Genomic DNA, 25673 nt, shown 5'->3' with positions numbered 1-25673 from the left:
GTCCAGTAGTTCGCTATATAAGGATGCCTTTTACAGTACACTAAGCCGAATCCAGCAGCTTCCAATGCTGTGTTAGCCGATTTTAGGCAGGCTCAAGAAAAATTTAAAAATGCGTTTCCTTCAACGAGATACGTATGTCCTTTTTCAGCTCCAAATATGGAATAAACTGTATTTTATAGGGTTCTTATCAAAATGAAAAGGAAATTTACAAAGAGGATTGATAAAAAAGCTCCTGAATTTTAATTTTGACCTTCATTAGTTGCAGAATGTGTTTCTATGAATAATTCAGGGTATAAGAATCAGAACCATTATACCTGCTTTAAAATATTCTTTTGTTTTAGCAGACATATTATCACTCCCTCGTACCATAATGGTTTATTCCATTAAATGGCCCGATTACGCACATATTTATTCGGTTATCAGCGCCCGATTATTGAAGAAAGTTATATCTGATTTAGCCTGAAAAAGCTAATCGAAAATTGTATCTTTGTTAGGGTTCCTTAAAAATTCAAATAGCAATTTAACTTGGGATTCCGTATTCCTGCTTACGGATAGTCGAGGCAAATTATTTTCACTATGAAAGTTTACTCCCTTTGTCTCTATACCAGCCTCTGCTTGTCCACCAATTACCTCACACTGGATAAATATCTTATAGTAGTGATAAGGATCAGGTGGGTGCGGGTGTTTATTTTTATCCAATACAGCCAATACTTTGGTGGGAATGACGTTAAACCCCGATTCTTCTTTTATCTCTTTTACGATATTTTCAGCAGGAGACAAACCAATTTCACAAAAACCACCAGGTAAAGACCACCTATCATCAATTTTTTCTTTGACAAGTAAGATTTTGTTATCTTGAAAGATTACTCCACGAACATCCATTTTGGGTGTTTGATAACCTGTTTCATTAGTGAATAGGTTCTTCACTTTTTCCATTTCTAATTCAGTGTAGTCTTCCATAATCTCGGCACTTAAATCTCGTAACTCTTCATATCTTTCGATATCATAAGCGTCTTTTGAAAAAGCCAATCCTGCTTGTGATAATGATTGTATCCTCTTTGCCCATTCTAACCATTTATAACTCATTTTGAACACCATTATTTACAAAATCAACAAGTTGCTTCACACTGTCAAAAGAAGAATTAGGTTCTGTATTAAATTCTAGGGTCTGATAATCGGGCAACCACTGTACTCCCACCGTATGTACATTTGCTTGATTTCCCGCTTGTATATCTGCATCACTATCTCCAATAAACATAGCTTCATTATTTTGCACACCTAATAAAGAAAGCGCTTTGATTATTCCTTCTGGATGTGGCTTTGGATTAACAACATCATCACCTGTTATGATCACATCAAAAAGTTTAGACATTTGAAGGGCTTTCAAGGAAATATCTAGACTCCTTCTTGCTTTCCCAGTAACAATCCCTATTTTAATATCATTGTCTTTCAAATGCCTAATCATTTCATCAATATCCTTATTAGGATTAACTAAATTAGAATGACTCTCTAAATATTTTTTATAGTACAATTCAATTGCTTGTTCTTTATTTACATTAGTAAGATTTTCTCTAATAATACCAGTTTCTGAAGGACCAAACATTGCTTTTATCTCTTCAGAAGAAAGATCTTTATTATCAAATTCCCTAAAGACATTCTGAAATGCATAATAACAAATTGGCAAAGTATTTGCTAAAGTTCCATCAAAATCAAAAACGATAGCTTTCATAAAACTCATCCCCCTTTGCATTCATCTCTTCCAATATTATCAAATAATTAGGATAAAATGGTGTGAATTCAGAAAAAGAATATATCTTCCGTCTTAAGTGTAAGAACATTCAGTTTGATTAAGACGAACCTGCTGCATTCCTGTCCTTATGCAACAATCTGGCCCGATTGTTGCACAAAGTTTGAATCCCAAAATGGTCAAATTAAGAATATTTCATTACAATTTTTAGCTTCATTTTAACATAAAACATTTTATTGTCACTTTGTTATTTATGGTGCTAGTACGAATAATATAAATATTTTTTTCCGTGAAAAGCTTGTTGTGACAGTAAAAATAGCGCACTAAATGCTATATTATTTAGTACGCTGAATGTATTGTGTTTATATTTTTTCTCCACTGTGCAAGTGAACTACTTACAACAGACACTATACCTTCTGTCTAACGTCAGAAGGTATAATGATTGATGAGCTTATAGGGAAAACGTCGGTATTCACCATAAAACAAGCCGAACACCGCGTTTTCCAGCATTTAGGAATTCTCTAATAATCCAATGGCTGTGTCATCAACAAACGCAGCCGGTAAGCGTTCATGGTCGTTTCACCTAACGTATCAAGCAGATTATGATTCGCGTAAGCCCCAACAATTGCACCAAAGCCCGGTACTAGTTGCAGCAATTTAACCAGATCCATATAATCCCGATACTCCTGCTGAAACACCCGCCAATCCATGTCAGCGAGCTTCTCCTGTTCTGATTCCCAATTTTCAAGTATATAAAAAGTTTCCTTCCGTTTGGTCTCGCTGGAAAAGGCGAGTTGAAAAACATGGAGAATAAACAGCCTCTCCTCATATTGACGTGTATCGAAGCCATATATCGCTGCAGCCTCAAATAGAAATTTCATCTTAATCGATAAGAGCATGGGAAAATCAGCAAGGCCCAGGAAAAAACCACCTGCTCCTGTGCCGGCCCCTTCTATGACAGCTGTCTTGCGGTAAGATGTAAGTTTTTCCTTCAGCAGCTGGTCTTTTTCTATAAGACTGAGACCTGCTGATTGCTGTTTATTTGTTGTGATATTTGAGCCTATAAGGGTTGCTTTTACCATATTTTTTATGCTTTCCGTTATAATCCGGTGAGCTCTCTCCGGGATCAGACCATTTATTTTCATCTGGGTCTTCTTCGATAATTGCGTGATAAAACCCGACTTTTTTAACAGATTTCGCCGCCATATTTTCAGTTCTTCATAAACCTCTTGTTCATAAGTCTTCATTTAAATACCATCCTCTTCACTCTTATATATACGTTTTTTATGGAAAAAAGATACAGGTATGGCTTTAACTGCGCAGTACGCAATGGTGAAAACGAATGATGATATGATGACGTCACTCCGCTATATTTCTCAGTGCTTCCCAGTCTGTAATGTTGATTTTCCTTTGACCGGTCTGTCTCACCAAACCTTTATCTGCAAATCCGGCCAGACGCCGGCTCAAGGTTTCCTGTGTCGTGCCAAGATACGATGCCAGATCTTTTTTGCTCATTGGCAGCGTAATTTGTGAGGATGTTCCCTTTTCAGCCTCCTCAAGCAAATAGGATGACAGCCGTTTCTCAACATCCTGGGAACTTAATCGCTCAATTGTTTTTTCTGCGTCTTTAAGCCGTTTGCTGCTTTCTGCAAGAATTTTGAAAGCGATGGCCGGTTTTTCCTGCAGCAGCTGTTGCAAATTTGATTGATGAATGGCGCATATTTCCGTTGGCTCAATGGCCTCGGCAAAACTGGTGAGCCACTCATCTGTGAAAACAGCTAATTCTCCCATAAAATCACCCGGTTCCAGGATTCGGATCAATTGTTCTTTTCCGGATTCCGACAGATTATAATTTCTCACTTTGCCCTTATGGACGATGTATAAATATTCGGAAGGGTTTCCCGCTTGAAAAATGAGATCCTTTTTGTCATATGACTGACTCATGCTTGTGCTGGCAACTTCCACTTGTTCCTCATGATTGAGATGGTTAAAAATCGGTACTAATGATATGCACAGTTTTTTGGCTTTGTCATTGTTTTTCAAACTCCCGGTGCTCATCTCACGGCCCCCTTAGTATTGATAACGTCTTTGTTCTTATTATAACGCAACTCCGGCATAACTCGCATTCGAATAGACTGATTATATATCCGCCTTGCGTCTTAACTACCTAAGTCCAGCAGACTTACCTTTTGATATAAGTAATTCAGTCACAATACCGGCGACTTTGGATAAAAATCAAGCTATTATTGGTTTATCACTCAGGGAGGCGTTCATTATGCTGTTAAACAATTATTATGCTAAGAGTGTCGCTGAAGTCCGAATGGAACATTTGCATAGATTAACCATTGGAAATGAGACGTTTAATCATACACAATGCATTAAAAAGGGATTCTCCATGAGAAATTGGATGTCACATTCGGTTAAAAATAACAGCCGTGAAGCGGATTAATTCAATTAACATTGGATAAAATGTATAAGGTAACTACACAAAATATGAGGGAGGTAAGTATCGGGCAAAGTTTTTTCAGAAAAAGGATAAACAGACGCCTGTGTTTGTCCGATTTTCCACAGTCGTCCATGGCACGCATTCACCGGAAACATTCAGGGATCCACGGCTTTGCGGTTAAGTTTTACACGGAAGATGGCAACTAGGATTTGGTCGACAACAATATCAAAATCTTTTTTATGCATGACACCATGAAAAGCAAAAATCCATTCGGCAACAGACATGCAGAGAAGGCACCGGGTAAAGCCGTTAAAGAGGAAAAGACTACCGACCCCTATTAACTGAAATAGCCCCCATTCAGCAATGGATGAGGGCTTTATATTACTCTCCCTGAATGTCACGCTTACGATAGCCAAATACGCCTGCAATCATGAGTCCAATCGCCATAATCGTCAAAAGCAAAATAGGCAGCCATTTCATTTCTTCCACAGGCAGCTCCGGAATATACCCAAATGGTGACAGCTTGCTGACCCAATCCGAAAATTGAAAAAGATTACCAAAATACAGAACAACAAACGAATAAAACAGATACAGCCAGACAAGACTGCTTAATTTAGGGGCAAATCCGATGAGAAACACTCCCAAGCCAATCATCACAAGTGTAGCCGGATAATAAGCGAGGCCAGCACCAAAAATCTTTCCAAATTCAAATGGCTCTTCCGTCACACTTGCGCCTGCCAGCCAAAGTCCCGATACGGCCAGTGACAGCATCACTGCACCGTTCATAACGGCGATTATCAAGTATCCCGTTAACATACGTTTACGTGATACTGCTCTTCCCAGCAACTGATCAAGCCGCCCCCTTTTTTCCTCTCCGTATAATTTTAGCACAGCCATTACAGCCGGCAACGTGGCAATCAAGGCCATCACAAACATCAGCACAGATACAAATTGCATGGTAAATGAAGCGTCTTCCTCCCGTCCAAATACCTGTCTTACAGCTTCGTTACTTTTGAAAAATGATTCGAGATCACCCATGACCGACCCGTAAGAAACACCGACAAGGAACATGGCGATAGCCCATGAAATAATCCCGGTACGCTGCAGCCTGAAGGCCAAACCGAATGGGCTGAGCAAACGTCGTGACGCATGTTTTTGTCCGGGTCTTGATGGTAAAAATCCGGCATCAAGGTCCCGGATAGCGTTCAAGTAAAACGCCAGGACCATTAATATAATCGTACTGCCAGCCAGTAACAGCAATGTCCACCAGTTATTGCCACCGTACACCTCGGCACCCGAAACCCAACCTAACGGGGAAGCCCAGGATAATGCTTCATTGCTGACATCCCCTATTGCTCGTATCAAATAGGCAATTAATAACAGTGCCATAGAAAACCCGAAGGCAGTACGGGCATTTTCCGTTATTTGTGCCATCAGTGCGGTCACCCCGGCAAAGAACATACCGGTTACACCTAGTATCAAGCCATATAATAAGGATCCTGACAGCCCCATGCTTTCGAAGCCTAAAGCATACAAACCAAGGCCGGTTATGATTGCCAACAACAGATTCACCAAACTCAAGACATTAAAAGACGCATTTAAATTAGAAAGCTTTCCAACAGGCAGCGAGCGAATAAGTTCCTGCCGGCCATCTTCTTCATCGGATCGCGTATGTCGGTTCATCAGGAGAATATTCATTAACCCCGCAATGACTGCAGTCAAGAGCAGCATCTGATGTGCCGTCATTGCCCCCAAAGTATAATCTTCTAAAGCTCCCGGTCCTACCATGGCTGTCATCGCGGGATTTTCCATTGTTTGAGCCATCGTATTACGGTCCTGCTGATCCGGATACAGATCCGAAAAGGCAATTGGAACGACGAGAGTGAAAAAGGCTAACGCAGCAAGCCAAATTAAAATACGCCACCGATCAAGCCGCAGCATAAAAACAGTCAATCTCCTTGTATTAGCAAATGACTGCTGATTCATCAGGATTCACCTCCTGCTCCCTCATAATGACGCATAAATAAGTCTTCCAGTGTCGGCGGAGCACTCTCAAGTTTCAGGACTCCAAACTGGCTGACATGCCGTATAACCTTATCCAAACTCTCAGTATCGACCTGTAAAGACAGCATCTTTTCATGTCGTGCAACATTATGAACACCTTCCATATCCTCTAGATCATTAACATTCTGTTTGGTTTCCACTTTCAGATTGGTACGTGTTAAATGGCGCAATTCATCCAATGTACCCGACTCAATCATGTGACCATCCCGGATAATGCCTACACGATCACAAAGCCTCTCCACTTCCGATAATATGTGACTCGAGAGTAAGATACTTTTCCCTTCACTGCTAGCTTTCATGACACACTCCTGGAAGGTACGTTCCATCAAAGGGTCAAGACCGGATGTCGGTTCATCCAGAATATACAAATCCGCATCAGAAGCAAATGCGGCAATGAGCGAAACTTTTTGTCGGTTTCCTTTCGAATAGGTCCGGCATTTTTTAGAAGGGTCAAAGTTGAACTTTTGAATCAACTCCTTGCGCTTTTGTTTGTTCATGGCACCGCCGTGAAGTTTCATGAACAGGTCAATAACCTCGCCGCCGGTCAGATTGGGCCACAAATTCACATCACCCGGAACATAGGCAATTCGTTTATGGATATCCACCGCATCCCGCCAAACATCTTTGCCAAAGATAGATGCATGCCCGCCTGTGGCTTTTAGCATACCAAGCAAAACGCGGATGGTTGTTGACTTACCCGCCCCATTGGGACCGATAAAACCGTAAACTTCCCCTTTCTTAACGTCAATGTTAATTTCATCCACTGCCTTGAAGCTGCCAAATTTTTTGGTGAGATTTTCCGTTTTTAAAAGTGTCATGTGTTTTTGCCCTCCTTACTTGTAAAAGCTTTTTTTCAGTATATCAAGATACGCATAAAACTCTTCCCAATATGGCGTAAAATCGACCGATGATAATTTTTGGCCTTTCAATCGGGTGATGATTTCATTCTGATAGCCATCCATCGCCCAATGAATCAGTTTGAAAACTTTATCAACATCGACATCGTTTCGGAAATAGGTCTTATCGATGTTTTCATACATGACCGCATTGCCTTCCCTCAACAGCTGTTCATAATGCTCTGCCAAATAAGACGGCAGGTCCGGGTTGCTTTCAAGAAAAAACGTTCCAAGAAAATTAAATACGTCGGGGTTCTCAGCAAGACATGTCATTTTGACTTGGGTAGCCTGCCTCATCCGTTCAATAAAGTCCGTTTCTTCCATATCGATTAAATTAAAATATTGATTGCGTATTATTTGCAGAGCATCGTCAACCAGATAATGATACAAATCTTTTTTGCTTTGAAAGTAATAAAACAGCATTCCTTTTCCGATAGCGGCATTTTTGACAATTTGGTTAGTGGAAGCACGTTCATAACCATTGTCTGCAAACTCCATAAAAGCCGCATCCAAAATCCGCTGCCGCTTATGTTTATCAAGACCTTGAAATTTTTCAGTCATTACTTCTCACCCCTTTTGTAATACAACTATTCAGATATCGCTCCTTTTAGACCAATCCGGTCAATTACATCATAGCATTTTAGACCGATGTGGTCAACACAGTTTATTATTGACAGCGAATACCAGCTTCTTTGTCGGCTAAAAAGTATTATGCCAATTCATTCAGCGTTTTCAGCCTAACGCTATAAACGAAAAATCGGGATCCGCATATCTGCGCATCCCGATTTTTCATATTGTGATTTATTCGTTTTGACTGTCCGATGAGCCGGTATTCCCATCAGACGGCTGGGCGCCATCAGGGTTATCAGGACCATCAGCATTATCAGATCCATCAGATGACTGGATCTCATCCAATTTGTTTTCCAATTCACTCATGATATCGGCCGCTTCTTGCCAATTGCCTTCAGACAAGGCTTTCTGATAGGACTCAAACAGATCGGAAAACTCTTGCAATTGCTCCTCTGCTTCCATTATCGGGGCTTGTGAATCCTGCTGTTTTTCCGGTTCACCTTCCTGACTATCTTCATCTTCCTTTTGACCGTCGCCTTGACTGTCAGGATCAACCGTATTTAGTATCTCTTGGAGGGCTTTGTCAAAGTTTGCCTCCATCACAATATGGTCGCCATAGGCTACAACAACCCGTTTCACTTCCGGGAGTGATGTCTCATTATTGGACTCGATGTAAATTGGCTCAACATAAATAATGGTATCTTCAATCGGTATCGCAAGCAAGTTACCTCTTATCACTTCTGATCCGCCCTGGGACCACAAGTTTAGTTCCTGGGAAATCTCACTATCCTGATTAATCCGGTTCTCGATTTGCTGCGGTCCATATATGTTCCGCTGTTTAGGAAATTGGTAGACAAACATATCACCATAATTTTCCCCGTCGTTTCGCACACCCATCCAGGCAATCATATTCTGCCTATTTTTCGGTGTATAAGGGACCATTTGAATAAATTCTTCCTCTTCCTTACCAGGTAGTTTCATCGTTGTATAATATGGTTCCATTTTAATATCTTCACTGAAATAGCGTTCAGTTGGAAACTGCCATGTATCCTCGCGATTGTAAAAGACTTCCAGATCGGACATGTGATAGGTGCCATACTTCTTAGCCTGAATCTTAAACAAATCCGTCGGGTACCGGAAATGGGCACGTATGTCGTCAGGAACCTCTTCGGTGATCAAATCTGGGAATATATTTTGGAACGTCTGCAATAACGGATCTTTCGGGTCAGCAGCATAGAAATTCACTTCGCCTGAATAGGCATCGACGGTTACCTTTACAGAGTTCCGAATATAATTCTTTTTACCCTGGAAGGCTTCGGAGTACGGATAATTATCATCGCTCAGATAGGCATCGATCATCCAGACCATACTGCCGTCATCCCGCACAACTAAATAAGGATCTTGATCATACTTGAAAAACGGTGCGATTCGATTAACCCGGTCCATAATATTCCGCGTTGCCAGCAACTGACTGTCATCTGTTACTTGATCAGACACAAGCATTCTGAAATTGCCTTCAGTCATCGCAAACAACAGACGGTTAATGCCCCCTAGCGGAACCCCTTTATTAGCTTCATACTCTATATTGACATTTTCATCCCCTGACGGATAGTCAAACTCTTCCACCGCGCTATTGGTGATCACATTGGGTGAATTTTCCTCACCAAAATAGACTTGCGGCTGGCTCACATCCATAACCCCTTCAGGTGGAATGTCCTTAAGCATATATTTGGGCTGACCCTGAGGTGTCACCTTGTTGACATGACTCATCGCAACCCCGTAACCGTGAGTGTACCGCAAATTTTGGTTTACCCATGTTTTGGCCTGGTCTGGCAAATCAGCCGTATTCAGTTCCCTTGCCCCCAGGAATACTTGCTCATAATCACCATCAATCTGATAACGATCAATATCAACATCATTGAATTCATAATACGTCCGGAAAGTCTGAACCTGATTATAGACATCAAGCAACGGCCGCACATCATTCATGCGGACATTATCAATCGTCCCTGAATTCCGCTCCACCATTTCCGCATCCAGTGAATTATTTCCGGGATGTTCCTGTACGTTCATGCTATCTAAATTATAGGCGGCCTTTGTAAAATTCAAATTGTCTTCCAAGTAAGGTTTTTCCATAGCAAATTCATTCGGGGAAACCACAAAATTCTGCACGGCTAAGGAGGCTCCCTGCCCCACGACTACCAGTCCGATGTAAATGGCAATTGGCGTAAGCATTGTCTGAATATTGCCCTTAACCAATTTAATAATCATCCAAACGGTCATGATGACTGCTGCAGCAGCCAGAATGTACGCTTTTGGAATATTGATGACATCATCAGTATAGCTTAAGCCATTCACAACACTTTGCTGAAACAAATTAACGTGGGTTGTCGAGAGTGTGCCAAACGGCTGCAGGACATGATAACCTGCCAAAAGCAATCCGATAAATCCGAGTGTCATCCCCAGGTGCAATTGGGCGGACCGGCTTACCCGGTACATATGAAAGACGGAATAAGCCCCGGCTTCCACCAGGAGGAAAAAGATACTTAGACCCATGAGGACAAAAATAATTAAGTTTAGTACAGGCAGAACATATATGTAGAAAGAGATATCCAGACCAAAATAAGGATCCGCCTGTCCGAATGACGCATAGTTAAGAAACTTCAGAGCCTGCTCCCATCCAACACCTTGCACGATACTGCTTCCGAACAGACCTACAATCGCCGAAATACCGAATATGATCATCATTATAACTTTTCTCTTTCTCATAATCGGCGGTAACTGACTTGAATCAAAGTACTTTAGGTACGACCGATGAATCCAATAAATTGTAAAAAATGTACTGACTGCAAACAGGACAAAACCGCCAGCACTCAATAACACTTTACTTGTTAATATAGTTGTAAACACATTTGAGAAATTAAGCGATTCCATCCAAATATAATCCGTTACCAGCTGAAGCGCGAATAAGCCCGCGATTACTATCAGAATAATTGCAAGTATCAAGTATCCAATCCAATTATATTTCTTTTTCCACGTTATATTCCGACGATTGGAACCGTTTGAACCTCCATCAAAAACATCCAATTTCTTATCCCCCTAAAAACACCTAATATATCGCATGTCACCGTACTGATGATTTATAAAACTTCATTTACCATGATACATGACTTATATAAGAAATGAAAATGATTATTACTCTTCTGTACGATTGTAAAGGGGGAGAGGTTTCAAAAACTTCACGAATAATTGTTACGTATCACGCTCACTGTCTGTATCATCTGTCAGTGCTTCCGAATCGAATTCTTCTGCAAATTCAGTCTGCAACCGGGCGGATGACGGAGATTTTTCTTTTTCCTCAAATTCTTCCTCTTCAAGACTCTCAGTCATATACGTATGAATGAAGGGTTCACAGCACGTAATGAAAAATGCCGCCATAACCGCAGTTGTGACAATAGGCAAGCCTGCTTCTATTAAGAGTGATCCTAGGATCCAAAGTGTGAGAAACATAAGCGGGAAATCCACAATCGAAGCGGTAATATTGCCAAATCTGCGCAGCACAAACAGGTCACCGATCAGAAAAGAAAAACCTGTCGCAAATATACTGATCCAAAATAAATTCATTACATCAGCATTGTAAAAAATCCCAAATAATGAAAATACCGTGATACCGATAGCAATAGCTTTAATGCCCAATGTTTTTAAATAAACCATATCCTCATATTCATCCTTTCCAGTGCTGGTAGTAGTCATAGTCTGACTGAAAAGAATGGTTTTATACATGAAGCGGGATTCCTGGCAGCAAAAGGAAGGGCGTCGCTCTACGGGGTGATATTTCCTTTCCCGGATCAATATTCCCGCGCTCGGGTTTATATGTAAATTGATTGTCTTCATCAGACCAATTTAGAAAAACTCGGCATTTGCCTCGTCTTATAGCGAATGCCGAAGCTTTTATAAGGTCATCCATAATTTATACTTTCTGACGTTACAAAAAACAAACTGCTGCAAGAGAAATGCAGCAGTTTTATTTACACCCTTTGTTGCAGGGCCTCATTTATGGTATCTTTCGTAATGTGTGAATGCGAGGTATGCCAGAGCACTTCCTTGTTCCGAATCAGAAAAATTTGCGGTGATTCATGTTTAACACCTGTTTCTTCGGTTATTTGATTAGATATGCTCCTGCTTTCAAGTACTTTAATCACATAAATACCCACATTATCACCTGCTGATTCGAAAAACGCCTGATATTCCTTAAAGGCACCAGCGCTGATCGGGCAAGTCGTACTATGCTTAAAAAACAGAACAGGTTTTTCCATTGAGCGTTCCCACGCTTGCTTCAATTCCTCTTTTGACTGCAATTCTTTTAATTCTGTCATTTATAATCTCCCCTTATTTTTTATTCTGAATACGTTCAGCCACAAAAAGTTTAGCATCCTTTTCCTCAATGGACGAATGACCGGTTTTGGAAAAGCGCAGACGATCCATCCTCACTAAAAGATCCACAGGACTGATATATCCCTTTTATTCCAGAAGTGCAGCTCCATGTCGAAGCACCAATTTCTTTATTTTTTTGCGGCTCATCCATAACTTCCTTTTCACTCAACATATTCCAGCCCGTAATCTTCGCAAAATTCAATGGCTGTTTGTCTGTAGCGTTTATCCCGATAATCGTACCAATCTTCCGCCAGATCAAGGTCGATAACCATATCTTTAAACCGTCTGAAAGCTCCTTTTCCGCGTATAGTATGCAACAACTTATCCTGTTTACCGGGATCTTTGATGGAAAAGCAGAAGTCCTCCATCATCCCGTATTCGTTAATGTCAAATTGTGACGGGGTCAGTACGTATTTCTCCATATCATATTCCACAAAATCAATTGCCAGTTCCATCTCCTCCTGCTGCCAATCTGGTAAATGGCCATATGGCTTTTCATCTTCTGCCATCCTGATAAAGCTCTCCATGATGTGAACAATCTCACCAGTTTCTTTGTTGACTAATTGGAGGTGCCCATCCATTTGCATCCCCATTTCTTCCGCAAGTTCTGATATGTTTACTTTACTACTCATTAGTCACCATCCTTTATTAACCGTCCAATACTTTCACATGAACCGTTCTCGTTCTTGGCCCGTCAAACTCACAGAAATAAACACTCTGCCAGGTACCCAATATCGGCCGGCCGTCAGTAATAATCAGCGTTTCACTGGCTCCGACAACTGACGACTTCATATGTCCATCAGAATTGCCTTCCATATGAATATATTCCGGTTTGTTCGGAAAAGCTTCGTCAAGGCCGCGTTTCAAATCAGTTTTAACGTCCGGATCAGCATTTTCATTGATCGTAATCGCACCAGTTGTATGCGGACAAAAAACAACGATAACACCATCTTTGACGCCACTGTCAGAGAGAACCTCATCCAAATATCCATCTAAATTCGTGAATGACTGCTTATCGTTGGTTAGTATCGTGAATGTATGCAACGTTTTTCCCACAATCATCAGCTCCTATTGCAAAATTTCGGCCAAAGATGCCACGGGTATGCATCAGACGGTAAAGTCTCACATTTTGTGATTTCTTTCTTTGTCGGATGCTCAAACGCCAAGGAACGCGACCATAGTGCAATTTGCTGACCTGGCTTATTCACCTTGTAGCCATATTTCTGGTCGCCAAATATCGGACAACCGATATTCGCCAACTGAATACGAATCTGGTGGGATCTTCCTGTATGAAGATTGATCGCTAGTAAACCCAGGCCCGTGTTTGTACCAATCACTTCAAAGTCCAGAACCGCTTTTTTCGCTCCTGTGGTCTTTGATGACACCACATGAACTTTATTTTCGCGGCGATCCTTCAACAAAAAATCTTTCAGAACACCGTGGCTATTGGATGGGTTCCCCCGGACAACAGCCAGGTAACGCTTTTCCAATGCATTCCTGCGTATCACATCCGATAAGCGTGATGCTGCTTTTGATGTTTTGGCAAAAACCATCACACCTCCTACCGGGCGATCAAGCCGGTGAACAAGTGCTAAATAGACATTTCCGGGCTTCTGATACCGGATTTTAATATCCTCTTTCAGCATTGTCAGTAAATCTTTATCTCTTGTGTTATCTTCCTGCACAGGTATGTTGACAGGTTTTTCAACCACAAGGAGATGATTGTCTTCATATAGGATAGGAATGTTCACCCGCTACACGTCTCCTTCACCATTTCTAGTTACAGCATAACATATCTGCACCCGTATCCTCAGGTTGATTGACTCGTCACAGATGACCCGGACATACTCCCAGCCTGTTACACAAGTATCGCCTCTGATTCAATCAGAATTGTAAACACTAGCATTTAGTTGTGTAGAAGACTTAGCTTATCGCCAAGCTTTAATGGCAAAAGCCTTAGTTGCATTTATGCAGTAAGAAATAATTTATACTTTCTTTAACTGCTTAGAAAAACTCGGCATTCCCCTCGTCTTATAGCGAATGTCGAAGCTTTTCTTATAAGGTCATCCATAATTTATACTTTCTGACGTTACAAAAAAAGAGATGAGCCTATTCCTATTACACATCTCATAATTAATGTGGTTTTTATAAAGCTATGCAATGACGCTTTTCTCCTGCATAACTTTATTCTCATCAAAACGGAAATGCTGAATCTTTCTCCTTTTGAATTTCGCTGAACACGTTAATCCCGTGGACAAGGTTATTTGCAAGTTGGTTCAGTCTGAATATCGCATCATCATTCACAATTTTCCTCTGGTAATAACTTTTTTCTTCTACAAACACATACTTCGGTATAATAACAGCTTTCATATACGAAAGTACTGGCTTCAGCTGATGTTCCGGGACTAAATAATGCTTGGAAGAACCGGCCGTTGCAACAATGCCGACAACTTTATCCCGGAACGCCTCGTTTGGAAGCAAATCAAACAGATTTTTCAATGCTCCCGGGATGGATGCCTGGAAGATTGGTGTTCCAATAATATAAGCATCTGCTGACATGACTTTTTCCAATGCTGTTTTCGTATCACCGCTGTAATCACGGTAATCCCTGCCATCACTGAAAACAAGTTCATATTCGCCTAAATCAATCAATTCCGTTTCAATTTCCTGATGTTCGTTTTTTATATGATTTAAAATTTGTTGAACGGCAACCCGTGTTTTCGATCCGACAACAGACCCGGCTATACCCACTATTTTCAAAATAAATGCCCCCTCGAAACGTCTGCAAATATGTGAACGAAATCATCATATTTTCATATTCCTTTAATCTATTTTACACAAAAAGTTCAAATAATACAGCTGATTGAACTTAGTGAACGTTATCAATAATAAAGACCCTGCCATATAGACACTGGACAGGGTACTCGGATATTATGCACCTTGGCAATTTGAATTATGGTGTAAAGTTCATCCCCAAATATACGAAAAAACTAATCACGCTAATTAAAATAATTGAAAGAAGCAATCCAAACATCGCAAGTATTTTTCTTTCATTTTTTTTAAATAGAACAATGATACTCAAAATAACTGCTAATGGGATGCCCAAAAATTGTGCATATGCGATAGCTATGATCAGTGGATCCAGGCTCGTATTCGGGAAAATAAACAATAATGCAATCAGCAAAATTGGAATCCCGAAAGACAGCTCACTTAGCCAGGAGTATCCTTTACTCTTCACTATTAACCCCCTCTTATTCTGTTTCATTGTCCTCAGGTATATCAATCGGAACACGCTTGTGTTCCTCTCCATCGGCACTGATTTGCCAATAGCTGTTATCCGCGTCGGCTCCGGTAAAGTTTTTATCCACTGTTACAACCAATTTGTCCTCGTTATGAAAAAAGATCGAGTTTGCTACATGTTCATGAAAGGTTGTCAGTTGCTCAGCCTGCTCGGTTTCCAGGTCCATTTTAAAAGCTTCATAGATGAACGTACCATTTTCGTCTTTCGCGGCAACACCTGTGAAAACTATTTTCTCCCCATCAGGCGACAGTGCCGGCGATGACATAATAAGTGAATTGGAGGCAAAATCACCCATAGGGACAATCATTTTGACATGACTGTTATCGATAGACCGTAATACAAGTCGGTCATCTGATCCCTCGTTCGTTCGGTACAAAAGCTTTTTGCCATCAGGTGTTACGTCAAGTGAGGACATAGTGTATGCATTTTTGTCCGTAAGCTGTTCCGTCTCACCGGATGTCAGGTCCATCCGGAAAATATCGAATTCATGTGGTCGCTTACCGGTGATCGACGAATAATTCTTAAACACATCAGCTTTCAAGAAGTACAGCGACCGCCCATCCGGGGAGAATGCCGCTTCCGTTACATAGCCGTTTGTATTGATCCGCTGCTTTACCGTTTGACTTTCACGGTTAAAAATCCGCAATTGACTGTATCGGCGCTCTTCAGTTTCCCATTTTTCAATAAAAGCAATGAGTTCACCATCCGGGGAGAATGCCGGGTTAATATACGACTTCCCTTCTTCCGGTTCAGCTACAATTTTAGCCTTGCCACCGCCGACAGGGACAGTATACAATGTGGCATCACCGTAACGAAAATGCGAAAACACAAGTTCACTGTCATCCGGTGAGATATCTATATCCTGTCCATACCCCGTAAACCCCTCGGGTGCCTTAGCCAGTGAGCCAGTTATCCACAGAATGCAGAACAACAGAACCATCCCGCTGATAAAACTAATATTCTTCATTTTTAGCGACATACATGAACCCCCCTCACAACATAACCAAAATGAGAACAGGGACAGTGATTGCCAATACCGAAAAGCCAAATCCTGTCAAAATAGATATGAGCGGTTTTTTGGCAATATACCCCATTTGAAATTTATAAGTGATTAGCCAAATGAAGATTGGCGCAATGGTCAACAGGGCAGATAATTGTTTACCTGTCGTGAAAAGAAACGCCCACAAAAAGAACAAGCTGACACCTGCTACGATGATACCAAGCAGCAAGTTGACACCATAGCCGAGTAGTACCACTCCCCGGCTTTGTTGTTTGGTAACAGTCTTTCCGCTTGAATAATAAGAATTCTGAACAACCGCAATAAGACCTAAAAGAACCAAAATCAATAAATAAATGCTGAAAAGGATCGTTTGCCATGGGGAAGCTCCCTTTATCAAAGTGATATTAATACCATTCCAGATAACATTCACCAGAAGAACGACATTCAGCATGTAAAAATAGCGGCCGACAAATGAAATATTGATCCCCGCCAGAATTACCATACATCCTGTTACAAATTGTACGGCAAGCCAAATTGGAATGGCATCATGTTGAAAAAACGCCGCATTCACATAATAAATCAAACCATACAAAATGGTTGCCAACCCAACCGCATAGAGCAGTCCTCGCTGGTACGGATACATCGCTTCCTGCATCTGATAACCAATATCACCCGCATTTCCGAAGTCCGCCATCACTTGCTTTTCTGCCTGTTTTTCCGTCAGACCATTATTCATATTTTGCTGTTTCGCTTCATTCAAATGATGGAGCAGTTCCTCCCGTATTTCTTCCCGTTCTTTTCCGCTACTCTGCGTTTGTTCCAATATTTTCTCAACATGTTGTTCCATCCGTGTCATGATAGATCTCCCGATGTTTTGGTGATAAGATGATAGATGCTGTTCCATTCCTCTCGTTTCTTTTCCAGTGTGGCCTTTCCATCATCCGTTATTCGATAATACTTCCTTCGTCCACCTTCCATTTCATGCCAATACGAGTGGATCCATCCTTTTTTTTCCATTCGCTTTAACGCTGGATAAAGCGTTCCTTCCCCCATGTTATAAAGCTGATCGCTCTGTTCCTTCAGTACTCTAACCATTTCATATCCATACATATCGCTTCCATTTAGTAAATTTAGCAGCAAAATATCAATACTGCCCTTCATGATTTCACGATCCATATCGACTTCACCTCTTTGAGTTATTGTATTACGATATACATCGTTATACAAGGTAAAAGGGTAAATCATGGCTATCAGCCATATGACATATTGATACTTTTTGCTATAATAAAAACAGAAAAGGGGCGGTTCTCATGTATATCATCGTGGAAGAGAAAATAAGGGAATCAATCGAGAACGGCGATTTTGACAACTTACCGGGAAAAGGAAAAAAACTGAATGTACGGGATGAACTGCCGGGTTTGTCACCGGAGCTGAACCAGGCCTATAAGATTTTAAAGAATGCGGGTTTTGTTCCTGAAGAGGACGATAAAAAGAATGGCAAAGATTTGACCGGCCATGACTTAATGACATATGCCACTGGCAAGGAATACAGGGATGAAGCCAAAAAAAGCAAACAATTTGATGACCTGGTTAAGGAGTGCAGGCTGCATCGAAACCCAAAGTTTCCTTTTTATCGGAACAAGATATTCAATATATTCTAATTGCCCCATTAATCCAGCCGCCGAGCACACACATCAACTAATGGACAACCCTGACAAACCGGCGTCTTTCTGCAGTGGATCTTGGCGTGTTCCACCAGTAGCGCATGGAATTCATTAAACAACTGCACATCCCCTGATATGGCGTTCTCCACCTGGTTCTGAAACCCATCGTACGTTGTGGGCATATCAAATCCAATCCGGTAAAAGATTCTTCTGGCATAGTTATCAACTACGAATAGCGGCTTAGCAAACACATAAAGCAGCATAGCATCAGCGGTCTCCCTGCCGATCCCGTTTATATCGAGCAATTCGTTTCTCAGCTGCTGCTTATCAGACTCTTTTACCCTTTCAACATCGTAATGATATGTTTTAAACCATTCCAGAAACGCTTTGATCCGTTTCGCTTTAATATTAAAAAAACCGCTGGGACGAATCATTTGTGCCAATTCATCGGTTGTCAGCGACTCCAAGCTTTCAGGAAATAGGTACGGTTCGACGTTCAGCAAAGCCTTCTCCGCGTTCCTCCAGTTCGTATTTTGAACTAAAATAGCCCCTACCATCATTTCAAGTGGCGTTTCTGCCGGCCACCAATTCTGCGGACCATAGCAGTCGAATAGTCTACTATATAGTTGCTCATAACTTATCGTCATGATATCTGCCTCATTTTATATGAATTTATTCTCTCTTTATTCTAACAAACGATATGTAAGCTTATGTGAAAAACACCTTTTAATAGATATAACGCATACAATTATTCAATCTTCTAAAACTTAGTGTTAGAATATGGCTAGTTCCAAATAGATAAATATATTGGGGGATAACCGATGAAGCTGGTTAAATTAGCAGCTTTTTACTTACTGGGTGTTTTCGGGATCATTTGTATCAGTGTTTTTCCTGAATTTATGATAGGAGCTGGTTTGTCTAACCCGACAGCCTATTTTACAAACCTTGGAGAATTTCTTATAACCTTTATCCAGCCGGAATCCTGGGTCTATGATGTCCCGATGTCATCAGGTGAATATTCTCTGATCGACACACTATGGGATCCGTTTATCTACTCACTTCAAATTCTGTTGGGCGCACTGCTTCTCGGATTTTCTCTTGCTTTTCTGTTTGCATTTGCTGCCAATTTTCTGCCGCAAAAATTTCTGCAGTTGATTAAACGATGCCTTGATTTTCTTGAATCAATTCCGGATATCGTCGTTGCCGCCCTGGTACAAACGCTGATGATCTACTTGTTTAAGACATATGACATCGAATTATTCCGGGTAGCATCCTATATGGAAGACAAGGCATACGCTTTGCCGACTATCACACTGGCGATATTGCCGATGATCTCGCTTTTCAAAATTCTGCTCTTAATGATTGAAGAGGAATTCGCCAAGGATTACGTCATTTTCCTGAAGAGTAAGGGCATCCGAAAGACAGCCATTTTAGTCATGCATATATTGCGCAACATAATCCCGACCACTTTTCATCATACAAAAGTGTTTATCTGGGCAGCGCTCTCTAGTCAGTTTATCATTGAACGGATATTCAATGTGCATGGCATCAGCTTTTTTATTTTAGAGAGCTTTTCACCCATGACAATTGCCGCGTCGTTAATTCTGATTTTCACACCATTTTTCTTAATTTTTCAGTTGGCAGACCTGTGGCTGCATAGAGCCGAGGAATATAATGCGGAAACTATTTTAAAAGCACAGCGTATATATACCCCTAAGACATTTTTTAGAAATTTACATAATTCCTTTATCCACTTTGATTGGAAAAAGCTGCGTCCCTGGAAGTACGCAGCTAATATCTTACGCACACTATACGCCTATATAAAAAACTGGAAAATTACCGTCGGCAGTTTATTTTTTATTGTATTGATCTGTGCCAGCATGATTTACTCCGTGACAACGAATGACCATATTGATCAAGCTTCAATTGTTTACGAAAAAGATGGCGCGACAATTAAAAGCACGCCGCCACATTCGCCGCCGGAGCCATTTTTGCTCGGTTCTGACGGGCAAGGATTCAGTATGCTTGATATGTTGATTATTGGTGCTAAATATACATTATTTTTCGGACTGCTGATTGCCCTTTTGAGGGTATTTATCGGGCTTTTAGGTGGTGTAATGTTTGCATTCGTATTTGGATCCAAACGTCAAAAATGGATAGAAAAGACGGTTGATTCCATTCATTTTCTGCCACTGAGTTTAGTTGCCTATATCTTGCTCCGGCCAATTTTAACTGAACTCCAATCAGGCTTTGCTTATTCCCTGACGGAACGAATTGTGCTGGAGATAATCATCTTAACCATTCTTGTGGTCCCACTAACTTCTGTTTTGCTGGGAAATGAAATAAAGCGGGTGCTGAACTATGAATTTATAAAAAGTGCCCAAGTGCTTGGCGGTGGCAGATGGCATATTTTCCGACGGCACGTTTTTCCGCATATCAGTGCGCGCATGACCGTCCTTTTTGGTCAGCAATTCATTCAGGTGCTGATCATCTTCATGCATCTCGGTATTTTCAATCTGTTCTTTGGCGGAACGAATATATCCTTCGGGCTTGTACAAGATCCCCCACGATCGATATCATATGAATGGTCAGGACTGCTTGGATCAACAACTAATGCCCTATCATCGGGTAACTACTGGCTTATAGGTTGGGTCTTATTAGGATTCATGTTAAGTATTTTTGCCATGCAATTCATCATCTACGGTGTAAAAGAGGTGCAGCAGACCAAGGAAGGAATTGTTTATCACTTCAGGAAGCAAAAAAAGAATAGACTATCTCACAAGGCATCATCAAAATATGAAGCTGACAGAAATAGTTTCCAGTGGGTGTACAAGTCTGGTGCTAATTGACCGCAATATTTACCTGATGTGCGAAATACTAAAAAACATCGTGCTTCCCTGTTATTGATATACTTACCGATCAGTAAGCTATGGTCAGCTAAAGCCCGCCGATGAGCTGTTTTCGTTTTCAAACCAAAATCCTTTATTAAATTTCGTGAATGACCATATTAGCAAGTTTGGTGTCATTTTTACTAGAAAAAAGCGAACAAATTGTGAAATTGAGCGAAAATTGTGTGAACTTGAGCCAATCCAATAGCACTGCATCTTGAACGAAAACCAAAATTAAGAAAAACTCGGCATTCGCCTCGACTTATAGCGAATACCGAAGCTTTTCTTACAAGGTCACCCATCATTTATACTTTCTGACGTTATGATAAAAGACCCCCGATTCCCGATTATTACAACCTTGGGAAACGGGGGTCTATATTATGAGTCGTTTTCGCTGTCACTTTCATCATTTGATTGTCCATACTTATATTCACTGGGATCAACAGGTTCCCAGTTCTTATTAGGTTCATGAAATCGAAGCAGATCACCATTCAGGACTTCATCATTCAGACTCAGCTCGTAATGAACCTGTTCCTTTCGTTCCTTCATCTTTTCCGTCGGTTGCTCAATGACTTCGCCTGTTTCATTATCATAAAACTGTCCTTGCACATAGCTGTAATCCTTGGTCATAAAGCTTCCATTACGGAATGGCACGAAGCCTTTATGCTCCTTCGAGAACATATCGGTACCGAACTGAATATAGTCTTTGGCATTAATTCCCAATAGATGCAACAGTGTCGGCATGACATCTGCCTGACCCGAAAATTTGTGATTAGTCCCCTGGCCTTCCATGCCCGGTACACGAATCAAATATGGTACACGCTGCAAATCAGCGTTTTTCAGCGGTGTTATTTCCTCACCTGTAATGTCACTCATTGCCTTGTTATGATTCTCTGAAATGCCATAGTGATCACCATAAATCATGATGACTGAGTCTTTATACATCCCTTTTTCCTTTAGGTCTTCAAAGAACTGCTTCAAGGACTCATCCAGATACCGGGCTGTTTGGAAATAGCGATCCACAGTGCCGTCACCTGTGTTGGCAGGTTCGATTGACTCATCTTCTTCATCCAATACAAACGGATAATGATGCGTCAGGGTAAGCATGTGTGCATAGAACGGTTCTTCCTTCTTGGCAAGATCCTCAAGCATTGGCATGGACTGTTTAAAGAATGGTTTATCTTTCAAGCCATAGTTGATAACCTTATCCTTTTTCATATCGTAATATTTGGAGTCATAAAACTTATCGACACCAAGATGCTTATAAATTTGGTCTCTGTTCCAGAACGAACCGTCATCACCATGGAAAACAGCACTTGTATAGTCCTGCCTTTGATCCAGAATGGCCGGCAGTGCCTGATACGTGTTCGTGCCTTTCGTTACGAATGCCGACCCCTGTGGTAAGCCGTATAATGAAGTATCCATCAACAACTCCGCATCAGCAGTCTTGCCTTGTTCAGTCTGATGGAAGAAGTTATCAAAGTACGTGAAATTCTTGCTATCATCATGAACAAGTGAATTCAAGAACGGTGTCACTTCTTCCCCGTGCAACTTATAATCAATCAAAAATGACTGAAAAGACTCTAAATGAATTTTGATAATATTTTTGCCCTTTGCTTTCCCAAAATACTCAGCGTTTGGTTCAGCGTATTTTTTATCAGTATAACTATCTACTTCCGCAATATCTTCACTTGAAGCCATCGAACGTTTAGCACTGACTTCAACGGTCTGCAAGGTATTATGCGCGGCAAAATTAGGCAAGCCGAGATACTTGACAATGTAGTTATTGTCAAAAACACGCTCCAGAAGCTGCGGACGGTCTATCTCAGCCAAACCTAAATTGATGGTAAACGCAAGTACACCGGCGGCCATAACAGTAGCAGGCTTTTTGAAACCAAAGCGTGCCGGTGACCAGTCAGTTTTCCATTTGAAAAACAGGACAGCGAGCACGATGAGATCCAGAGCATAAAAGAAATCATGCCACTCAGCCAATCCCAGAAAACTTTTGCCGATACTGCCGGCATTTTCCGTCTGCATCAATGTCTGTATTGTAATAAAGTCATCGTAAAAACGATAGAATACGACATTAGCATATAAAAACAAGGTCAACAGGGTATCAATTACCAAGAGTGTAACGCCGAACCGTTTCCCCTTAAAAAACAAGGCGATCCCCAGTAAAATCAACCCAGAACTTAAGGGATTGAAAAACAGCAGAAAGTGCTGAAGAAGATTGCTTACCCCCAAATTAAATTCTGATAAATATATAATATACGTTTTCACCCAAAACAAAGCTAATGCAAGCAGAAAGAAACCCATCTTAGTAGATTTTAAGTTTGCCAGTTTTTTCACGTTATCTCACTCCAAATATTTTCTTCTCAGTTAATATTCATTATATGGTTTAATATTAAATTGATTTACAGCCATATATTCAGCAATATGCCGAACAATAACATTTCATACTATTTTTCTTTAAGTATCTAGTTTACACCTTTTTGATCATTTTGTTAAGCCCTAAATTATTGGTCATGTAAACTATGTTCATTTACACTGAGAATCAGTTCCCTTTTGTGCTGGCAATTAAACCATCAACAACGATTGGAGAAGAGATGCATGGATAAACATATTGTGTTTTTTGACGCTGAATGTCCTTTGTGCCGTACAATGAAAGCAGTGCTGAAGCAGCTGGACTGGAACAATGCGATTCTATGGCACCCTGTCCAGGAAGTACGTGAATCGGTAAGAGAGCAGGCTAATTGCTACAAAAATATGTATGATGAAATTTATATGTTTACAAAAGACAAGCAAATGCTGACAGGGTTTAATACGATACGCAAGATTCTTGTCTTATTGCCCCCCACTCTTCCGTTAGCTTTATTACTCTATCTGCCGTTTGCCGCAAGAATCGGAAACCCGGCATACCGGTTTGTGTCCAAACGCCGTTATCAATGGTTTGGACGCATACCATACAATAATCAGTAATTCGGACAAAAGCAAGGCTATCATCACATTTGGCCGATCGGCCGGTCGTCAGTCTGCAACACCGGGGAAGGGCGTTCAAGCCCCCATCCCCCCATGTATTACCAACTCAATTCTTCCCCGCAAAAATGAGCAAACTTTTCAGTTATATCTCTAAGGTGCTGATAATCCAATGACGGAAGATTATCTATATCTACAACTTCCAGAACGTATTTAGTGAAGTCCCATACTTCTTTCTGAATGGACGCCTCACTAACGACAGCAACTTTATATAATGTGTCTACAATGCTATAGACAACGGAAATGTCATCTTTTCCGTAATGTTTAATTTGATAAAAACTTTTAAATAAATAATCCCGATATTTCTTTTGTTCCATAATTAAACGCAAATCACCATTGTTATCGGAGAAATACGTAACAGGTTGATAATTACCGGCTAATTCCGAAAGCAAACCACCAATGCGATGTATACAGTTAATAGCTGTGTTCGGATCGTTCATACTCGGGGATAGAGCCTTCACAGCAATCTCAACCAATTTTTCAATCGAAAATCCAATATCCTGAAGGTCAGTCCGTTCATCACCGATCACTAAAAATAAGTCGTGTTCGGCCAATTGATTATTTCGGTCACCTAAAGACCAAAAGTGAAAAACCGGCATTCCTTTAGTAACATAATCACCAACTTGGAAATAGGCTTCTAACACCATATTATTGTCAGATGCCCAATCAATCAGATAATTATAATTGACCTGTTGAATATAACCCGAACGCCTGGCTTGAATAACTTGCCTATCTTTTTCTCTAATATTTTCAATCTGCGAATGATCCCAATGCTGATGTTTTCCATAAGCTCTTTCTGCAAACGTATTCTTAATTAATTCCGACGTTTTGTTGCGGATTACACCAATGAGGAAATTCACTTGGGCCCACCGAGCGGAAAAATGGATAAATAAAATAAAAAAGCCCAGCGAAATAATCGTAATAACAACAGTAAAAAAAGGACTTAACAAATCTTTTTGGTTTGTTTCTGTCAATAACCATAAATTGATCAGGACAAAAATAAAACCAAATGTATACACGCCCAACACATGTTGTGTCATTTTACTTTGCATAAAATCCTGTAGTGCTCGAGGTGAAAACTGAGACGAATATGTCGTCAGCATTACCATAATCGTCGAAAAGCTTATCGTTGTCATTGTCAACATTGCTGTTATTAAAGCAGCATATAGCTGTTTAGCAATGCTTTGGCCTGTCAATAAAATGTTTGGTATACTGCCGGATATTTTAGGGACTAACCAAACATCCAGAGCTGTTATGATACTTGCTGCGATTAATGAACATAACCCATATATAATGGGTAGGAACCAGAAGCTATCACGAACAGTTGTCCAAAATGTCGTTTTCTTCATTCTTACCCTCTTTTCTATACAACAGGGATAATATACCCCTGCTTCAGAAATATAAAACTTGAAAAACACGGATATTCACTGGCGAAATAAGTAAGTAGAAATAAGAAAGAACTGCTGGCGCTGTTTCAGCAGTTCTTTCTCTAAACGGAAACTGTAGCCCGGGGAACAAAACATGGGCATGAAAGTTCAGAACCTTTTCTTTACAAGAGGTTGTTCAAAAAGTCCGGTAAACATGACACTTCGAATTTCTTCGTTGGCTTGTTTCTCCGCTCCTTGGA

At 40.7% G+C, this 25673-nt stretch carries 25 protein-coding genes and 1 pseudogene; 5 read left to right on the top strand and 21 right to left on the bottom strand.

Annotation, left to right across the window (positions count from 1 at the left end; translation table 11 throughout):
- Window positions 1-468: 468 nt before the first annotated feature.
- From IEW67_RS09390 to IEW67_RS09375, 4 genes are all read right to left on the bottom strand, one after another.
- Window positions 469-1086, bottom strand: coding sequence for an NUDIX hydrolase (locus IEW67_RS09390; RefSeq protein ID WP_188632808.1), 618 nt, complete (start codon window positions 1084-1086; stop codon window positions 469-471).
- Window positions 1076-1729, bottom strand: a complete 654-nt coding sequence (locus IEW67_RS09385) for an HAD family hydrolase (RefSeq protein ID WP_188632807.1) — start codon at window positions 1727-1729, stop codon at window positions 1076-1078. The genes IEW67_RS09390 and IEW67_RS09385 overlap by 11 nt, the downstream gene beginning before the upstream one ends.
- A gap of 539 nt (window positions 1730-2268) precedes the next feature.
- A complete protein-coding gene (locus tag IEW67_RS09380; RefSeq protein ID WP_188632806.1) occupies window positions 2269-2994 on the bottom strand; it encodes an EcsC family protein in 726 nt (241 codons plus the stop codon).
- 112 nt (window positions 2995-3106) lie between these two features.
- A complete protein-coding gene (locus IEW67_RS09375; RefSeq protein ID WP_188632805.1) occupies window positions 3107-3805 on the bottom strand; it encodes a Crp/Fnr family transcriptional regulator in 699 nt (232 codons plus the stop codon).
- Between the two features lie 217 nt (window positions 3806-4022).
- Here IEW67_RS09375 and IEW67_RS09370 point away from each other — a divergent pair, with 217 nt between their 5' ends.
- Both IEW67_RS09370 and IEW67_RS09365 read left to right on the top strand, forming a co-directional pair.
- The gene (locus IEW67_RS09370; RefSeq protein WP_188632804.1) at window positions 4023-4196 is read left to right on the top strand and encodes a hypothetical protein; all 174 of its coding nucleotides are present in this window, start codon (window positions 4023-4025) and stop codon (window positions 4194-4196) included.
- Window positions 4197-4257: 61 nt separating this feature from the next.
- Window positions 4258-4396, top strand: a pseudogene (locus IEW67_RS09365) (catalase); the annotation flags it as partial.
- Between the two features lie 178 nt (window positions 4397-4574).
- Here IEW67_RS09365 and IEW67_RS09360 read toward each other — a convergent pair.
- The 14 genes from IEW67_RS09360 to IEW67_RS09295 form a co-directional block, all read right to left on the bottom strand.
- Window positions 4575-6179 carry an ABC transporter permease gene (locus tag IEW67_RS09360; RefSeq protein ID WP_188632803.1) on the bottom strand — a complete coding sequence of 535 codons (1605 nt, stop codon included), beginning with the start codon at window positions 6177-6179 and terminating at the stop codon, window positions 4575-4577.
- Window positions 6179-7075: an ABC transporter ATP-binding protein gene (locus IEW67_RS09355; RefSeq protein ID WP_188632802.1), complete on the bottom strand. Its 897-nt coding sequence runs from the start codon at window positions 7073-7075 to the stop codon at window positions 6179-6181. Before IEW67_RS09355 ends, IEW67_RS09360 begins: the two co-directional genes overlap by 1 nt.
- Window positions 7076-7090: 15 nt before the next feature.
- Window positions 7091-7714 (bottom strand): TetR/AcrR family transcriptional regulator, encoded by a 624-nt coding sequence (locus IEW67_RS09350; protein ID WP_188632801.1) that lies wholly within the window; start codon window positions 7712-7714, stop codon window positions 7091-7093.
- A 240-nt stretch (window positions 7715-7954) separates the two neighbouring features.
- Entirely contained in the window at window positions 7955-10810 is a 2856-nt protein-coding gene (locus IEW67_RS09345; RefSeq protein ID WP_188632800.1) for a UPF0182 family membrane protein, read from the bottom strand.
- Between the two features lie 165 nt (window positions 10811-10975).
- Window positions 10976-11506, bottom strand: a complete 531-nt coding sequence (locus IEW67_RS09340; protein ID WP_188632799.1) for a DUF2512 family protein — start codon at window positions 11504-11506, stop codon at window positions 10976-10978.
- A 245-nt stretch (window positions 11507-11751) separates the two neighbouring features.
- Window positions 11752-12099, bottom strand: a complete 348-nt coding sequence (ytxJ, locus tag IEW67_RS09335) for a bacillithiol system redox-active protein YtxJ (RefSeq protein ID WP_188632798.1) — start codon at window positions 12097-12099, stop codon at window positions 11752-11754.
- Between the two features lie 219 nt (window positions 12100-12318).
- A complete protein-coding gene (locus tag IEW67_RS09330) occupies window positions 12319-12789 on the bottom strand; it encodes a UPF0158 family protein (protein ID WP_188632797.1) in 471 nt (156 codons plus the stop codon).
- A 16-nt stretch (window positions 12790-12805) separates the two neighbouring features.
- On the bottom strand, window positions 12806-13213 hold the full coding sequence (locus IEW67_RS09325; RefSeq protein ID WP_188632796.1) for a secondary thiamine-phosphate synthase enzyme YjbQ: 408 nt from the start codon (window positions 13211-13213) through the stop codon (window positions 12806-12808).
- 5 nt (window positions 13214-13218) lie between these two features.
- Window positions 13219-13908, bottom strand: a complete 690-nt coding sequence (locus tag IEW67_RS09320; RefSeq protein WP_188632795.1) for an RluA family pseudouridine synthase — start codon at window positions 13906-13908, stop codon at window positions 13219-13221.
- A 442-nt stretch (window positions 13909-14350) separates the two neighbouring features.
- The gene (locus IEW67_RS09315) at window positions 14351-14917 is read right to left on the bottom strand and encodes an NADPH-dependent FMN reductase (RefSeq protein ID WP_188632794.1); all 567 of its coding nucleotides are present in this window, start codon (window positions 14915-14917) and stop codon (window positions 14351-14353) included.
- Between the two features lie 193 nt (window positions 14918-15110).
- Window positions 15111-15395, bottom strand: a complete 285-nt coding sequence (locus tag IEW67_RS09310) for a hypothetical protein (protein WP_188632793.1) — start codon at window positions 15393-15395, stop codon at window positions 15111-15113.
- A 13-nt stretch (window positions 15396-15408) separates the two neighbouring features.
- Window positions 15409-16437 (bottom strand): TolB family protein, encoded by a 1029-nt coding sequence (locus IEW67_RS09305; RefSeq protein WP_188632792.1) that lies wholly within the window; start codon window positions 16435-16437, stop codon window positions 15409-15411.
- A 13-nt stretch (window positions 16438-16450) separates the two neighbouring features.
- Window positions 16451-17314, bottom strand: a complete 864-nt coding sequence (locus IEW67_RS09300; RefSeq protein ID WP_188632791.1) for a permease prefix domain 1-containing protein — start codon at window positions 17312-17314, stop codon at window positions 16451-16453.
- A complete protein-coding gene (locus IEW67_RS09295; RefSeq protein WP_188632790.1) occupies window positions 17311-17634 on the bottom strand; it encodes a PadR family transcriptional regulator in 324 nt (107 codons plus the stop codon). Before IEW67_RS09295 ends, IEW67_RS09300 begins: the two co-directional genes overlap by 4 nt.
- A 134-nt stretch (window positions 17635-17768) precedes the next feature.
- Here IEW67_RS09295 and IEW67_RS09290 point away from each other — a divergent pair, with 134 nt between their 5' ends.
- Window positions 17769-18119 (top strand): DnaJ family domain-containing protein, encoded by a 351-nt coding sequence (locus tag IEW67_RS09290; protein WP_188632789.1) that lies wholly within the window; start codon window positions 17769-17771, stop codon window positions 18117-18119.
- An 8-nt stretch (window positions 18120-18127) separates the two neighbouring features.
- Here the strand turns inward: IEW67_RS09290 and IEW67_RS09285 are convergent, their stop codons facing one another.
- Window positions 18128-18769: an endonuclease III domain-containing protein gene (locus IEW67_RS09285; protein WP_188632788.1), complete on the bottom strand. Its 642-nt coding sequence runs from the start codon at window positions 18767-18769 to the stop codon at window positions 18128-18130.
- 174 nt (window positions 18770-18943) lie between these two features.
- Here IEW67_RS09285 and IEW67_RS09280 point away from each other — a divergent pair, with 174 nt between their 5' ends.
- A complete protein-coding gene (locus IEW67_RS09280) occupies window positions 18944-20971 on the top strand; it encodes an ABC transporter permease subunit (RefSeq protein ID WP_188632787.1) in 2028 nt (675 codons plus the stop codon).
- A gap of 417 nt (window positions 20972-21388) precedes the next feature.
- On the opposite strand, the gene ltaS is transcribed toward IEW67_RS09280, so the two are convergent.
- Window positions 21389-23350 (bottom strand): lipoteichoic acid synthase, encoded by a 1962-nt coding sequence (ltaS, locus tag IEW67_RS09275; protein ID WP_373288510.1) that lies wholly within the window; start codon window positions 23348-23350, stop codon window positions 21389-21391.
- A gap of 270 nt (window positions 23351-23620) precedes the next feature.
- On the opposite strand from ltaS, the gene IEW67_RS09270 reads away from it, so the two are divergent.
- The gene (locus tag IEW67_RS09270; RefSeq protein ID WP_188632786.1) at window positions 23621-23989 is read left to right on the top strand and encodes a thiol-disulfide oxidoreductase DCC family protein; all 369 of its coding nucleotides are present in this window, start codon (window positions 23621-23623) and stop codon (window positions 23987-23989) included.
- A gap of 98 nt (window positions 23990-24087) precedes the next feature.
- Here the strand turns inward: IEW67_RS09270 and IEW67_RS09265 are convergent, their stop codons facing one another.
- On the bottom strand, window positions 24088-25395 hold the full coding sequence (locus IEW67_RS09265; RefSeq protein ID WP_188632785.1) for a DUF2254 domain-containing protein: 1308 nt from the start codon (window positions 25393-25395) through the stop codon (window positions 24088-24090).
- Window positions 25396-25673: the final 278 nt, after the last annotated feature.

Origin of the sequence: Lentibacillus kapialis, assembly GCF_014646635.1 — a bacterium.
GTDB lineage: Bacteria > Bacillota > Bacilli > Bacillales > Amphibacillaceae > Lentibacillus > Lentibacillus kapialis.
The sequence above is the reverse complement of the archived record's forward strand: the minus strand, read 5'-3'. Positions and strand labels throughout refer to the sequence as shown.